Genomic DNA, 13,904 nt, shown 5'->3' on the forward strand with positions numbered 1-13,904 from the left:
CGAGGAACGACGACATTACGGAGCACTCTCCTGGTCAGAGGCCATGCCGGGGCAAAAGGTGCCTCTGGGTGATGTGGCGTTGATGACAGTGGCGACGTTCGGTGTGCATCAATGCGGGCGTCCACACCACCGTCCCCAGGGTTGTTTCAGCCGATGGCCGGGGCTGTGCACCAATTTCCCGTCGGTCAGCCTCGATGTTGACCCCCGCCGCAGCGGAAATCTCCCGCCGGGGACAGAGCGCCAACTGCCCGGCAGAGCTGATCTTTCGTCGGTTCCGAGGCGGACGACGCGGGGGAACACCGGAACGAGTCAAGGAGCACTACGTTGTCTTCCACTCTTGTCGAGGCATCCGCGCCGGACGCGGAACGCCGTAAGACGCCCCGGCTGCGGGGCCGCCGCCGAATCCTGACCGTCGCGAGCGTGCTGCTCGCCCTCGTAGGCGGGGCGGTCGCCGAATCCGGCACCGCGCTCGCCTCGACGCCGCCGGGCACCTGCACCCAGACCTGTAACAACCCGCCGGGCGGCGTGAGCCGAGCGGAATGGAACGGCGTACTCCAAGCGGCCAGCTTCTGGGCCAACCACTACATCGACTTCAACGCGGTGGTCGGCTACCGCTCGGGGCTCCGCTTCCACAACTACTACCGCCTCGACACCTGGGCCGGCCACGGCTGGCCCCACGCCGGCTTCGGCCGCCAGTGGTACGCATACTGGGACAACCGCACACGCCGCAACCAGTTCCTCTACTACGGCGGCACCTTCAACGACCGGAGCGGGCTCATCAGCACCATCGAGCAGGCCCGCGGGGTCCCGGCGTCCCGTGCCTTTTCGACCGACCGCCGCAGGACAGCTCCTTACGTCGAGTACGACGTCGACTACTGGGACCACCCCTGGGGCACTCCGGACCGCGGCGCTCGGCGGTTTGTGCGCAACCCCAATTCCGGCAACGTCTACTACACGAACGACCACTACCGCTCGTTCTACTACGTCGGCCGCTTCTAGGCATCGGAACTGATCAGACCGCGGGTGGGGTGGACAGGGATCCGATCCGTCCACCCCACCCCCGTACCCGAAGGAGAGGGCACCTTGACCGCTACCACAGCCTGGATCCGTCCCTTGACCGAGATGGCGGCCGACATCCCGACGACACGCGGGGAGGTGCGCGGCTCCCGCTGCCGCACCAGCCAGGACCTGTTCACCGAATGGGCCGCCGGGCTCGGCTTCCCGGACCACTTCGGCCACAACTGGGACGCCTTCCAGGACTGCCTCGACGACATCCTGCCCGGCGTCGGCATCGTGCAGGTCGGCCAGGAGGCTCACCCGCCGGCCGTGGTCATCGTCCGAGAGGCCGGGGAACTCCTGGCAGAGGAGCCGGTGACCGTACTGGCGATCCTCGTGATGATCCTGAGCGAGACCGCCGGCACGGACAGCGCCGCCCCGCGCCTGCTGCTCCTCCTCGACGACACCCCCGACCGCCTGGCCTCCCTCAACCGGCGCCTGGTGGACGCGGGGTAACCCGCCGGACTCCAGCGCGCTGCGCTGACCGTGCGGCAGCCACGCACGGCCTCCCGGGCTCCCCGTCCGGGGGGCCTGCTGCAGAGCAGTCACCGAACCATGGCAAAGATCCCACCGAGCTTGTTCTTTATGGTCTGGCCTGGTCACGTTCGGCGATGGTCTCGGGCCGCCTGACTGTTTCGCCCACGTCGTAGCGGATGACGGGGTGCCGGTTCTCCGAGCCGAGTGGTCTGCCGGGGCCGGGCCGCTGTGGCCGGGCGAGGCGGAGTTGGGTGTGGGCCGCGATGATCAGCCAGGTCCATCGGTCCGCCGCCTCGGGTGTACAGAGCTTCGGGCGGGTCCAGCAGAGGGTCTGTTTGATCATACGGACGGGTTCCGGGACGGATCTGCGCAGGAACGCCTGCCGGCGCAGGTCGACCTCCAGGCGGATCAACGTACCCTCGTTGCCGAGGAGTTCGCCGGTGTGATCGATCCCCGCGGAAAGGGTGGTCAGACGAGGATGGATGCAGTCCCAGGCCATCGCGCGAGCGGTGCCGTAGCGGTCGGTGACAGCCGCAGTTGCGGCATCAGGTTCGCCCCAGGTGTCGGGCCCGGCGAAGCGGAACTCCTTGCCGTGCTTCGGCGGGCGCCCGCCGTGCGGCGGCGAGGTCCAGGGGACCGGGACGGGCTTGCGCATCACGCGGTCCGTGCGTATCCGACCGAGGACCTCCACCGGCAGTCCTTCCAACAGATAGGCCCTGCGCGGAGCGTCGTAGCCGGCGTCGCAGACGATCAGGATGTCATGGTCGCCGGGCGGCGGTGACCTCGGCGACGTCGTCGGCCGGCTCCAGCCGCAGCGCGGGACCAGTAGCGGCCCCATCAGCGTGATGAGGTCCCAGGCGCCAGGCGCCTGGCCTCCCGGGCCGGGACGCCGCACCGGGTTCAGGTGGTCAGAGGTGACGGTAGGCATCGACGCTCTGTTCCGCCCAGATCGTCTTGCCCACGTGGGTGGGGCGGGTACCCCATTGTTGGGTCAGTTGGGCGACCAGGAGGAGTCCGCGGCCGCCTTCGTCGTAGGTGCGGGCGCGGCGCATGTGGGGTGTGGTGCTGCTGGAGTCCGACACCTCGCAGATGAGAGTCCGGTCGTGGATGAGGCGCAGCTGGATGGGGGCTCGGCGTGCCGGATGGCGTTGGTGACCAGTTCGCTGACGACCAGTTCGGTGACGAAGGCCGCGTCGTCGAGACCCCAGCTCTGCAGTTGGCGGAGGGCGTTCCGGCGGGCCTCGGCGACGGCCGCCGGGTCGGGGACCACCTCCCAGGTGGCGACCTTGCCGACGTCGAGTGCGCGAGGGCGGGCGATGAGCAGGGCGACGTCGTCGGTGGGCCGTTCGGGCAGCACGGTTTCCAGGACCTTGTCGCACAGCGCTTCCAGGGAGGCGGCCGGGGTGGCGAGGGCCCGGCACAACCGGGCGATGCCGTCTTCGATGTCGTGATCCCGGGATTCGACCAGGCCGTCGGTGTAGAGGGCGAGCAGACTCCCTTCCGGCAGTTCGGTCTCCAGTGCCTCGAAGGGCAGTCCGCCCAGGCCCAGCGGGGGTCCCGCAGGAAGGTCGAGCAGGTCGACGGTGCCGTCCGGGCTCACCACGGCCGGGAGCGGGTGCCCGGCCCGGGCGAGTGTGCACCGGCGGGAGACGGGGTCGTACACCGCGTACAGACACGTCGCCCCGACGTCTCCTGCGGGCTCGCTCCCCGCGGCCCGTTCCGCCCCTTCCACCTCGGTGGCCAGCCGGGCCACGAGGTCGTCGAGGTGGGTGAGCAGTTCGTCGGGGGGCAGGTCGATGTCGGCGAGGGTGCGTACGGCGGTGCGCAGCCGTCCCATGGTCGCGGAGGCGTGGATGCCGTGCCCCACGACGTCCCCCACGACCAGCGCCACCCTCGCTCCGGACAGCGGGATCACGTCGAACCAGTCGCCGCCCACACCCGCGCGGGCGCCGGCCGGGAGGTAGCGGGAGGCGACCTCCACCGCGGCCTGCTCGGGCATGCTCTGCGGCAGCAGGCTGCGCTGGAGGGTGACGGCGGTGCCGCGTTCGCGGGTGTAGCGCAGGGCGTTGTCGATGCAGACGGCCGCGCGGGCCGCCAGTTCCTCGGCGAGCACCAGGTCGTCCTGCCGGAAGGGGTCGGGGTGCCGGTGGCGGGCGAACACGACGACGCCCAGTGTGGTGCCGCGCGCCGACAGGGGCACGGTCATCGCCGAGTGGAAACCGAAGTCCCGGAATCGGGCGGTCCGGATCGGGTCCCGGGCGATCCAGTCGGCGATCACCGGCTCCGTCGCCTGGTGCAGCACGGCGCGTCCCGAGCGCAGGCTCTCCGCCGGCGGGGAGTCCTCCGGGTACTCGTCCACCCCGCCCAGCGCGACGACCGCCTCCGGGGTTCCCGGGTGCACGGACAGGTGAGCGATGCGCCGCAACGCGAGGGAGCCGCCCGCTCCCCGTGCTCCCGGGGGCTGCTCGAGCAGCTCGTCGAGGGACGTCAGCAGGTCGACGCTGAGGAAGTCGGCGAGGTCCGGGACCGCCACGTCCGCCAGCTCCTGCGCCGTCCGCGTCACGTCGAGCGTAGTGCCGATACGGGTGCTGGCCTCGGCGATCAGCTGCAGGCGCTTGCGGGCCCAGTACTGCTCCGTCATGTCGTGCCCGGTGATGGCCACGCCCAGGACGCCTCCGTCCTCGTCCTCCAGGCGGTAGAAATGCAGCGACCCAACAGGATGGTCACGTGTCTCGCTGGGGCTCTTGCTGTGGCTCTCCAAGTACTGGGTCTCGCCGGTCTCCAGCGCTCGCAGCATGAGCCGCTCGATCTCCAGGGCCTCAGGATGGTCCACCGCTTCCGCCGGCCGCAGCCCGCGCAGGTCGTCCTCGCTCAGGCCCATGGCGCCGATGCCCAACCGGCTGACCCTGCGGAAGCGCAGGTTCGTGTCGTGTACCGAGGTCGAGTAGTACGGGCAGTCGAGGAGACTCCGCAGCGCGAGCGCGTCGTCGTCGGGATGGGGCTGCGACCCGGTGATGGCGGAGACCAGGAACCAGTCACGGAGCCCGGTGGACGACGTCCTGTGATGCGCCAGGACCCTGGCCTCCACAGGATGCCCGTCCCGATGCCGGAGTGCGAGCGTGCCGTGCCACCTCGTGAGGTCCGGGAAGGGCGGGAGGTCGCTCGCCGACGGCTCCTCGGCGAGCAGCGAGGCGGCCGGCCGACCCAGGATCTGCGCCGGAGCGTAGCCGAGCAACTGCTCGGCACCAGGGCTCCAGCCGGTCACGGTGCCGTGTTCGTCGACGGTGGCACGTGCGGTGAAGGTCTCCTCGACGGTGTCCGGGTCGGGGCCCACTCCCTGGTCGTCGACGATACGCCGCTCCATTGCCGCTCATCTCGCTCTCACCGGGCTCTCCGGCTCACCACGCCCCTCACACTTGGGCTTGTGTCGCCCAACGTGTGAGGCTCCATGGCTTTGATATGTCCCACTCGTTCCATTTCAGCGTATTTCGTGGTCAGCCTGTCGGCATCAGGTCCCCACAGTCCAGGCGGAGCGGCCCTCACCCGGAACGAATCCCCTTCCGGCAACACTCGTCGGGACGCCGGGATCCCTGCGCGCGAACGCCACCCGGCAGGCGAGTACATACCGGCCGTGCGGTGCGTTCGCCACCTACGCCGGCGGCGCGAGGAGCCTCAGGGAGACCTCGCCGTCGGGGGTGACGCGGGCTCGTCCTCGGCGGTCAGGTGCCCCATCCGGTCGCGGACCGCCATCGCGGTGCCACAGCCCGGACGCGCTTGTGGCGGCCCGGCGGGGAGCGAGTATGGGACGACGTACACGTCGTAGTCGCCGGGCGGCAGGTCGACGTGCTCGTCCGCAGTGGCCGTGACGTCGGAGTCGACCAGGTTGCCGTCCGCGTCGAAGGCGTACAGGTCGAGGTCGGAGCCGGCCAGGTGGTCGGCCGAAGCGTTCGCCACCCTCGCGGAGGGGACGTACCGCGGCACGTGCACCCGTGTCTTCGCGATCGTGTCACCGGCGTGCGGGTCGCTCGCGCAGTCGGACGTGTCGGTGCCGGTGAGGGTTCGGGTGGTCTTCTCGGCGGTGCAAGGGCCTCAGGACTCAAGCTCGCGCACGGCGTCCGCTGCGGCGCGGCGCCGCGGGCACGCCGTCGAGGAGTCGGCTCGGCCGCTCAGTCCTCCAGAGCCCGCCGAATGGACTCCGCGCGGGTCGCGGCCGAGGCTCGCGACACCGCGACACCGCGACGAGATCCTCCTCTACGCCGGCCGTCCGAGGTGGGTGTAGGTGCGGGGTAGGCCGCTGAGGTCCTCGGCCCGGGCCGGCGCGGCGTACGGCGACACGTCGGGGCCGCCGCGGCGCTCGCCCAGCAGGGCGGTCCAGTCGTACGTGTTGTCCTTGCGGTCCCAGCCCCCTCGGTCCGTCATGCGGCTGCTGTGCATCTCGAGGCGGTGGTGGCTCAGCTCGGGGAAAGCCCGCCCGCCGTCAGGCCACCGGCTCCTCGTCGGGCATCCCCTGGGTCAGGGCCTGCCGGTTCGACACGAGGGTCTCGGCGGACCAGGGTGGCATGGCGACCGCCGGCGCTTCCGCGACGGGCGCGAATTCGGGGTCGAAGGGCGCCGAGTGGTCGCGGCGCCGAGGAGGTGAGCTGTCGTCTGGTGGGTCGTCGCACTCCTCCAGGAGTGGGTGATGAGCGGGGTTCATGTGGTCGCCGCGACCCTTGGCGCGATCTTCGCGCAGGCGACCCCGGCGGCCGCGCATACATCAACGCGCGGAACTTTCGCCGTGGAGGACGTGTCGTGTGCGAACCAGTACACGATGTGCCGGGTTGGTGCCAGACCGTACTTGAACACCCCGCTGAAGCTTCCGACCGGGGTCCGGCCCCGTCCAGGTGACGATCTTCTCCAGGTCGGTCACGTCCGCCCACCTCGCGTGCCGCCCGAAGGAATGGTCGCGGGAGTCGACGGTCTCACGCGGTCCGCCGGGATAGCTGGGTGCCCTGCTGCACTCCGCCCGCCCTGCTCCGCCGCATGGTCGCCGCCGGTCCCCTCGGCCGCATGAGCGGTCGAGGGTCGCCACGCCCACGACGGCCGAGTTGATGCCAGTGTCAAACTATTGACGCAATGTTCGCCGGGCGGTGCGGGCGGCGGCCATGGGCCAGACCAGTCAGCTGGCGGAGATGCGGGACTGGTACTGCACCGTGCTCGACGCCCACGTGGTGTTCGAAGGACACGGGCTGTGCTTCATGACGTTCGACGACGAACACCACCGCATCGCCCTGCTCGGCTCGCCCGTGCCGCTGGAGCGGAAGTCCCCGACCACGGCCGCCGTGCACCACACCGCGTACACCTTCGACAGCCTCGACGACCTGCTGGAGCGCTGCGCCGCCCTCAAGGAGAAGGGTCGAGCCGAGGGTCCCGATCCAGCACGGCATCACGACCTCGCTGTACTACCAGGACCCCGACGGCAACTTCGCCGAGCTGCAGGTCGACAACTTCGCCACGCCGGACGAGGCCACGGCCTACATGCACGGAGCCGAGTACGCCGAGGACCCGGTCGGAGTGTCCGTTCGAACCCGAGCTGATGGTCCGGGCGCTCCGTGCCGGCGCGAAGCGCGAGGAGCTGAGCACCCGCGCCTGGGCCCTGAAAACCAGTCCTGACCTGCCCAACCCCCTGCCCGTCCTGACCGGCGCCTGAGCGCCGAGGAGCACGCATGCGCGTCATCAACCACGGCGGCCGAGCCGGTCTCGAACAGGCGGGCCGCTGGCTCGACGTCGAGATCGCGAGCGACGGCTGGTTCACCTCCGATCCGATGGCGGTGTACGCCCGCTGGGACGAACTGCGCGAACTGGCGCGGGAAGCGGACTTCACGGACGCGGAACCGGTCGACGAGGCACAGCTCGGCGCACCCGTTCCCCGCCCGCGCCAGATCTTCGCGGTCGGCCTCAACTACCGTGCACACGCCCGCGAGTCGGGGCTCGACCTCCCCGAAGCGCCGTTCGTCTTCACCAAGTTCCCCGCCTCGGTGACCGGCCCGTACACCACGGTCGAACTGCCCACCAAGACAGTCATGTCAGAGCCGCCCACGATGTCCTCAAGAACTTCCCCACCGATTTCCGAGGACAGCTCTTCCGCCCTCAGGACCCGGGCTACGCGGCCGCGCGGAAGTCTTCTACACGCACACCGACCATGCGACACCGGCCCTGATCGCGCGGGCCGCCGACGCCCGTGACGTGCTCACCGTCGCGCGCTTCGCCGGTGAGACCGGGACTCCGCTGGCCGTGCGGGCCGGAGGCCACAGTGTCGACGGAGCGTCCATGCCGGACGGCGCCCTGGTGGTCGACGTCAGCGCCCTGAAGAGCATCGACCTCGACAAGGACACCGGAGTCGTGCGTCTGGGCGCCGGGGTGCTGCTGGGCGAGATGGACACCGCGCTGGAGAAGCACGAGCTGGTCGTGCCGGCCGGCACGGTGAGCAACACGGGTGTCGCGGGGCTCACTCTGGGCGGGGGAGTGGGGTGCAACATGCGCCGCTACGGCGCCACCGTGGACAACCTGCTGTCCATGGACGTGGTGACGGTCGACGGCCGTCAGGTCCGGGCGAGTGCGGAGGAGAACCCCGACCTGTTCTGGGCGCTGCGGGGCGGTGGCGGCAACTTCGGTGTGGTGACCGGTTTCGAGTTCCAGGCCCGGCCGCTGTCGCGCGAAGTCGTCGCCGGGTTCATCCCGTTCCCGGCGGAGCACGCCTCCGAGGTGCTGGCCGCCTGGCGTGACCACATGGCGAGTGTGCCGAGGGAGATGTGTGTCATCGCCGCTCTGACCCAGTGCCCGCCGATGCCCGTGGTACCGGCCGAATACCACGGGGCGGACGTCCTGCTGCTGCTCGTGGTGTACACCGGTGCGGTGGACAAGGCCGAAGCGCTGGTGGACGGGCTCGCGGCCCTGGGCCCGGCCATCGTCAAGGCGGTGCAGCCCGTCCCCTGGTCCGCGGCGAACAGCATGCTCGACGCGATCGCCCCGCCGGACTACCGCGCCTACACCAAGGGGGCGTACCTGTCCGAGTTCACCGATGACGTCATCGACATCGTGACGCGCCACGGCGCGGCGCATCTGCCGTCTCCGATCCCGATCGCGAGCACCGTGCAGAACATCTGGGCGATGGGCGGCGCCATCAGCGAGGACTTCGACGAGGACTGCGCGGCCTTCTCCCGGGAGGGCGCCAACTGGTTCTGGGAGGCCGTCACCGTGTGGGACCTCCCCGAGCACGACGAGGGGTTCCGTGCCTGGGTCGACGGCGTGCACGCGGAGCTGAAGCCGCATGTGCGGGCCAACTGTTACGTCAACCTGTCGACCGACAACGGGCCCGAGTGGCGCCGTGGGGTGTGGGGCAGGCCCGAGAAGTACGCCCGGCTGGAGCGGGCGAAGGCCGACTGGGATCCGCAGAACCTGCTGCGGTTCAACAAGAACATCGCGCCCGCGCAGGCAGGCTGACGGGTAGTCATGTCTCCGTACGACGCGAGAGCGGCTCCCGGCCGGGGGCCGCTCTCCGTGTCTGTGCCGTCAGCCCTGAGACCGGGTGGACCGCGTCACCGTGCCGCCGAGCAGGCTGGGGGTGGCGGCGAACAGCTCCCGCAGCGCGGCGGTCGCCGCCTGGACGATCTCCGTCGGAACGCCCTCGAAGAGCGCGTCGTGGGCCGCCGAGCTCACCAGGACCGAACGCTCGGCCAGTGCCACGCCGTCCGGTGTGAGGCGCAGCCAGGTGCTGCGGGCGTCGTCCGGGTCGTTCTCCCGCTCGACGAGGCCGCGGGCCACGAGGCGGTGGGTGACATTGGTGGTGCCGCCGGTGGAGAGCATCAGGGAGCGGGCGAGCTGGTTCGGCTTCATCCTGTACGGCGCACCCGCGCGGCGAAGTGCCAGCAGGACGTCGAACTCGGCCGGGGTCAGCCCGAGTTCCGTCAGTTCACGCCGCATCACGCCGTCCAGTGCGCTGGACATGAACATGATCCGTTTGGTGAGTTCCGAGGAGGCGAACTCGACCTCGGGCAGCTCGGTGCGCCACGAGTCCATCCATGCGTCCACGGGATCCGGTGTTGTCGTCACGCCTTGCATCGTAGGTCACTGTCGGTATAGCTTTCTAGATAGCTTTTAAAAAAGCTTTCGAACTAGAGAGGTGGGCAGCGTCATGCCCGACACCCGCATCCTGATCCGCAACGGCCACGTCATCGACACCGAGCCCCAGCCGTTCGCCCGTCCGAACACCGACCTCCTCATCGAGGACGGACGGATCGTCGCCGTGGGCAGCGACCTGCCCTCGGACGGGGCCACGGTCATCGACGCCACCGACCGGATCGTGCTCCCCGGGTTCGTCGACACCCACCGGCATGTGTGGCAGTCGGCGCTCCGTGGCGCGGCCGTGGACATCGACCTCCACACCTACCTCGGCATCCTCGCGAAGCACGGTCCGAACTTCCGGCCGTCGGACGTGTACACCGCGACGCTGGCCGGCGCGCTCGAGTGTCTCGACTCCGGCATCACGACCCAGCTGGACTACTCGCACATCTCCAACTCGCCCGAGCATGCGGACGCCGCCATCGACGCCCTGAACGCGGCGGGGCTGCGGGCGATCTACGGCTACGGCACCCCGGTCCACGGCGGCGGCAGCCTCGACGACGTGCGCCGCATCCGTACCGAGCGGCTGGCCGACGACGGAGCGCTCGTCACCATGGCGTACGCGCCGCTCGGCCCGTCCTTCACCCCGATCGAGGTGATCGCCGAGGAGTGGAGGGTGGCGGACGAACTGGACCTGCCGCTGACGTTCCACGTCTCCTCGACCCCCCTCGCGGCCCAGCCGATCTTCGCCCTGCGCGACGCCGGACTGCTGCGGGAGAAGATCCTCTACGTCCACGGCAACACTCTCGGCGACGACGAGCTGAAGCTGATCGCCGACTCGGGCGGCACCGCCTCGGCCACGCCCGGCGCGGAGGCGATGCTGGGCGACAGTTCGCCCGTGGCGGGCAGGCTGCGCCGTGCGGGCGTCACCACCGGCCTCGGCGTCGACGCCGTCACCTGCGCTCCGGGTGACATGTTCTCCCTGATGAGGGCAGCGCTGCTGGCCAGCCAGATCGCCGACGACCCGCGGATGACCTGCGGGGACGTCCTGAAGATGGCCACCCTGGACGGCGCCGCCGCCCTGGGCCTGGCCGACCGCATCGGCTCCCTGCGCCCCGGCAAGCAGGCCGACGTCATCCTGCTCCGCCTGGACGACATCAACTGCCTCACCGCCGAGCGCGACCCCATCGCCGCCGTCGTCACGGCCGCGCACCCCCACAACGTGGACACCGTCCTGGTGGCCGGACAGGTCGTGAAGACCGGCGGCCGACTGGTCCATGCCGACCTCGGGCGGGCCGCCCAGGACCTGCGGGTCACCGCGGCCGCCGTCGTCGGCATCTGAAACCCGCACCCTCAAGGAGAAACGTCATGCGCGCACTGCACGTACCCGAAGCCGGCGGACAGCCCGTACTCGGCGAACTGCCCACCCCGGAGGTGACACCCGGACACGTCCTCATCAAGGTCAGGGCGGCCGGCCTCAACCCGCTCGACAACGTCCTCGCGGCGGGAGCGTTCGCCGAGCGGCTCCCTCACGTGTACCCCCTCGTCCTCGGCCGTGACGCCGCCGGCGTGGTGGAGGCGGTCGGAGAGGGCGTCGACCACGTCGAGCCGGGCCAGGAGGTCTTCGGCAACGTCCCCCTGGCCCCGCCGATCCAGGCCGGCACCCTCGCCGAGTACGCGCTGCTGCCGGCCGCCTCGGTCGTGGTCAAGCCCGCCGGCATCGACTTCGCCACCGCCGCCGCGCTGCCCCTGGCCGCCTCCGCCGCCGTGGCCGCCGTCGACCGCATCGACCCGCAGCCGGGCCAGGTCGTCCTGGTCAACGGAGCCACCGGCGGGGTGGGCCGGTACGCGGTCCAGCTGCTCGCCGCGCGGGACGTCACCGTCGTGGCCACCGGCACCCCCGACGACGCGGAACGGCTGGCCGCGCTCGGCGCCACGACCGTCGTGAACTTCACCGCGGGTCCGGTCGAGGACGAGGTCCGGGCCGTACATCCCGACGGCGTCGACGCACTGATCAACCTCGTCGGTTACACGCCCGCCGAGGTCCCCCTGGACGCGGTCCGCAAGGGCGGCGCGGTCGCGACCACCACCATGGCCCCCGACGCCGACACGCTTGCCGCCGCCGGCCTCACCGGAGGCATGGTCCAGGCCCACCCGGTCCGTGAGACCACCGCACCGCTCGCCGAGCTGGCGGCCTCCGGCCGGCTGGCCGTCGACGTGCACACCGTGCTGCCGCTGGAGCAGGCCGCCGAGGGCCTGGGCGTCCTCGCCTCCGGCAAGGCCCGGGGCAAGATCGTCGTCACGTTCGGTGACTGATCCAGCCCGCAAAACCCGTCAAGAAATCATCCGAACAAGAGGAGTTGTGTCATGACTGGACGTCTGGAAGGCAAGATCGCCGTCGTCACCGGCGGTGCCGCCGGTATCGGCCGGACGATCGTGCAGAAGCTCGCGGCCGAGGGCGCCGACATCGCCGTCGTCGACGTCAACCCGGCGGAGGAGACACAGGCGATCGTGGAGGCCGCCGGTCGGCGCTTCTTCGCCGCGAAGGCCGACGTGTCCGACGAGGCCCAGGTGAACGCCTTCGCCGCCGATGTCCGCCAGGCGCTGGGCCCGGTCGACATCGTGGTGAACAACGCGGCCATCGCCATGATGCGCGATCTGGAGAACACCACGTTCGAACAGTGGAAGAACATCTTCTCCATCAACGTGGACGGCTTCTTCCTGGTCGCCAAGGCATTCCTGGAGGACCTCAAGGCCTCCGAGGCGGGCCGCGTGATCAACATGTCGTCGTCGAGCTACTGGGAAGCCCCGCCGATGTTCCTCGCGTACGTCTCCGCGAAGGGCGCCGTCAACGGCTTCACCCACGCCCTGGCGACCGACCTCGCGCGTTGGGACATCACGGTCAACGCGCTCGGCCCGAGCGTCGTGCGCACCCCGACCACGCGCCGCAACCTCACCGACGAGTTCTTCAAGGAACACGCGCAGCTGCAGAACCTGAAGCGGGAGCAGACGCCGGAGGACGTGGCCAACCTGGTCGCCTTCCTCGCCTCCGACGAGGCGTCCTTCATCACCGGCCAGATCCACCTCGTCGACGGCGGCCTGATCCGCCGCTGAGCCCCTTTGACGGGCCCCGGCCGGCCGGGGCCCGTCTCCCACGATCAGCACTCTTCCCCCCGACTTTCCTGGAGTGATACGGCATGACCGAAACCCCGAAGACGACCGGCGCCCCGGCCCAGCAGAACGTGACCTTCCCCAGCGCCGGGGGCACGGCGCACGGATACCTCGCGGTGCCCCCCTCCGGGCGCGGCCCCGCCGTGATCGTGATCCAGGAGTGGTGGGGACTGACCGACCACATCGCCGACGTGACGGACCGTCTGGCACGCGAGGGTTTCGTCGCGCTCGCGCCGGACCTGTACGGCGGCAACGTGGCGCACGACTTCCAGGAGGCGGGCCGCATGATGCACGCCCTGCCTGTCGAGCGCGGTGTGGAGCTGCTGTCCGGCGCCGTGGACTACCTCCTGGCCCGCCTCGAGGTGACGACCGACACGATCGGCTCGGTCGGTTTCTGTATGGGCGGCGGCTTCGTCCTCTACCAGGCGGCGGTGGACTCCCGGGTCAGCGCGGCGGTCCCGTTCTACGGCGTCATCCGGGGCGAACTGCCCGACTTCACGCACCTGAAGGCCGAGATCCTCGGCCACTACGCGGAGACGGACGTCACCGTTCCGCGTGAATCGCTGGAAGCCCTTCAGCAGCTCATCCCGGCTCAGTCCGGCATCACCCCGGACATCCGCGTCTACCCGGCCCAGCACGCCTTCTTCAACGACAGCCACCCCGAGGTCTACCACGCCGAGTCGGCGGCCAAGGCCTGGGACAGCACCCTGGAGTTCCTGCACAAGCGGCTGGGCTGAAGCGGCACCGATCACCACTCGGTCCGGCCGCGCACTGTGAGTCGGCCGATCGGGTAGTGGTTGCCCACCGAGCGGTCCGCCCTCACCGCTCGACACGTCGGAGATGGCGTCGTTGATCTCGTCGAGCGGCCAGGACTCGGGCAGAAGCCGATGAGCTCCATCTGCTCGTCCACCTACTACTTCACGTCGACGCCCAACTCACCAGCGATACCACCGTGTTGACGATCCGTCCGCCCCGCCCGACACCGCGCATCGCGTCGCCCGGCGAGTCGCGGGTCCGGGGCAGCCGTTCGTGAGTCAGTGGGAGGGGATCGGATCGGAACACTCCTGCTCGACAAACCGGCCTCCGGGGCGGCATCCCGG

12 protein-coding genes and 3 pseudogenes are annotated in these 13,904 nt (G+C 70.3%); 9 read left to right on the forward strand and 6 right to left on the reverse strand.

What is annotated here, in order from left to right:
• Positions 1-324: 324 nt before the first annotated feature.
• Both ACLZN2_RS18645 and ACLZN2_RS18650 read left to right on the forward strand, forming a co-directional pair.
• Positions 325-999, forward strand: coding sequence for a ribonuclease domain-containing protein (locus tag ACLZN2_RS18645; protein WP_416979606.1), 675 nt, complete (start codon positions 325-327; stop codon positions 997-999).
• An 84-nt stretch (positions 1,000-1,083) separates the two neighbouring features.
• Positions 1,084-1,512, forward strand: a complete 429-nt coding sequence (locus tag ACLZN2_RS18650; RefSeq protein ID WP_416979607.1) for a barstar family protein — start codon at positions 1,084-1,086, stop codon at positions 1,510-1,512.
• Positions 1,513-1,639: 127 nt separating this feature from the next.
• Here the strand turns inward: ACLZN2_RS18650 and ACLZN2_RS18655 are convergent.
• The 5 genes and pseudogenes from ACLZN2_RS18655 to ACLZN2_RS18675 form a co-directional block, all read right to left on the reverse strand.
• Positions 1,640-2,351: pseudogene (locus ACLZN2_RS18655) on the reverse strand (transposase); the annotation flags it as partial.
• A gap of 90 nt (positions 2,352-2,441) precedes the next feature.
• Positions 2,442-4,897 (reverse strand): annotated as a pseudogene (locus ACLZN2_RS18660) (SpoIIE family protein phosphatase).
• A 308-nt stretch (positions 4,898-5,205) separates the two neighbouring features.
• The gene (locus ACLZN2_RS18665) at positions 5,206-5,487 is read right to left on the reverse strand and encodes a hypothetical protein (RefSeq protein WP_416979608.1); all 282 of its coding nucleotides are present in this window, start codon (positions 5,485-5,487) and stop codon (positions 5,206-5,208) included.
• 212 nt (positions 5,488-5,699) lie between these two features.
• Positions 5,700-5,955 (reverse strand): annotated as a pseudogene (locus tag ACLZN2_RS18670) (alpha/beta hydrolase); the annotation flags it as partial.
• A 55-nt stretch (positions 5,956-6,010) separates the two neighbouring features.
• A complete protein-coding gene (locus tag ACLZN2_RS18675; protein ID WP_416979609.1) occupies positions 6,011-6,229 on the reverse strand; it encodes a hypothetical protein in 219 nt (72 codons plus the stop codon).
• 448 nt (positions 6,230-6,677) lie between these two features.
• Here ACLZN2_RS18675 and ACLZN2_RS18680 point away from each other — a divergent pair, with 448 nt between their 5' ends.
• The 3 genes from ACLZN2_RS18680 (at position 6,678) to ACLZN2_RS18690 (ending at position 9,015) form a co-directional block, all read left to right on the forward strand.
• On the forward strand, positions 6,678-7,109 hold the full coding sequence (locus tag ACLZN2_RS18680; RefSeq protein WP_416979610.1) for a VOC family protein: 432 nt from the start codon (positions 6,678-6,680) through the stop codon (positions 7,107-7,109).
• A gap of 129 nt (positions 7,110-7,238) precedes the next feature.
• Positions 7,239-7,757, forward strand: a complete 519-nt coding sequence (locus ACLZN2_RS18685) for a fumarylacetoacetate hydrolase family protein (RefSeq protein ID WP_416979611.1) — start codon at positions 7,239-7,241, stop codon at positions 7,755-7,757.
• Position 7,758: 1 nt separating this feature from the next.
• Positions 7,759-9,015 (forward strand): FAD-binding oxidoreductase, encoded by a 1,257-nt coding sequence (locus ACLZN2_RS18690; RefSeq protein ID WP_416979612.1) that lies wholly within the window; start codon positions 7,759-7,761, stop codon positions 9,013-9,015.
• 69 nt (positions 9,016-9,084) lie between these two features.
• On the opposite strand, the gene ACLZN2_RS18695 is transcribed toward ACLZN2_RS18690, so the two are convergent.
• On the reverse strand, positions 9,085-9,624 hold the full coding sequence (locus tag ACLZN2_RS18695; RefSeq protein ID WP_416979613.1) for a MarR family winged helix-turn-helix transcriptional regulator: 540 nt from the start codon (positions 9,622-9,624) through the stop codon (positions 9,085-9,087).
• A gap of 82 nt (positions 9,625-9,706) precedes the next feature.
• Between ACLZN2_RS18695 and ACLZN2_RS18700 the strand changes: the two genes are divergently transcribed.
• The 4 genes from ACLZN2_RS18700 to ACLZN2_RS18715 all read left to right on the forward strand — a co-directional run bounded on the left by ACLZN2_RS18700 (position 9,707) and on the right by ACLZN2_RS18715 (position 13,541).
• Positions 9,707-10,975 (forward strand): amidohydrolase family protein, encoded by a 1,269-nt coding sequence (locus tag ACLZN2_RS18700; protein WP_416979614.1) that lies wholly within the window; start codon positions 9,707-9,709, stop codon positions 10,973-10,975.
• A 26-nt stretch (positions 10,976-11,001) separates the two neighbouring features.
• Positions 11,002-11,949, forward strand: coding sequence for an NADP-dependent oxidoreductase (locus tag ACLZN2_RS18705; RefSeq protein ID WP_416979615.1), 948 nt, complete (start codon positions 11,002-11,004; stop codon positions 11,947-11,949).
• A gap of 51 nt (positions 11,950-12,000) precedes the next feature.
• Positions 12,001-12,747, forward strand: a complete 747-nt coding sequence (locus ACLZN2_RS18710) for an SDR family NAD(P)-dependent oxidoreductase (protein WP_416979616.1) — start codon at positions 12,001-12,003, stop codon at positions 12,745-12,747.
• An 83-nt stretch (positions 12,748-12,830) separates the two neighbouring features.
• Positions 12,831-13,541, forward strand: coding sequence for a dienelactone hydrolase family protein (locus tag ACLZN2_RS18715; RefSeq protein ID WP_416979617.1), 711 nt, complete (start codon positions 12,831-12,833; stop codon positions 13,539-13,541).
• The last annotated feature ends 363 nt before the right edge of the window (positions 13,542-13,904 follow it).

The organism is Streptomyces sp. T028 (assembly GCF_048159505.1).
Classification (GTDB): domain Bacteria; phylum Actinomycetota; class Actinomycetes; order Streptomycetales; family Streptomycetaceae; genus Streptomyces.

What these genes read in the sequence shown, in the direction of transcription:
- ACLZN2_RS18705 (WP_416979615.1), top strand. Translation starts at nt 11,002, where the DNA reads ATGCGCGCACTGCACGTACCCGAAGCCGGCGGACAGCCCGTACTCGGC.
- ACLZN2_RS18715 (WP_416979617.1), top strand. Translation starts at nt 12,831, where the DNA reads ATGACCGAAACCCCGAAGACGACCGGCGCCCCGGCCCAGCAGAACGTG.
- ACLZN2_RS18700 (WP_416979614.1), top strand. Translation starts at nt 9,707, where the DNA reads ATGCCCGACACCCGCATCCTGATCCGCAACGGCCACGTCATCGACACC.
- ACLZN2_RS18680 (WP_416979610.1), top strand. Translation starts at nt 6,678, where the DNA reads ATGGGCCAGACCAGTCAGCTGGCGGAGATGCGGGACTGGTACTGCACC.
- ACLZN2_RS18710 (WP_416979616.1), top strand. Translation starts at nt 12,001, where the DNA reads ATGACTGGACGTCTGGAAGGCAAGATCGCCGTCGTCACCGGCGGTGCC.
- ACLZN2_RS18685 (WP_416979611.1), top strand. Translation starts at nt 7,239, where the DNA reads ATGCGCGTCATCAACCACGGCGGCCGAGCCGGTCTCGAACAGGCGGGC.
- ACLZN2_RS18675 (WP_416979609.1), bottom strand. Translation starts at nt 6,229, where the DNA reads ATGAACCCCGCTCATCACCCACTCCTGGAGGAGTGCGACGACCCACCA.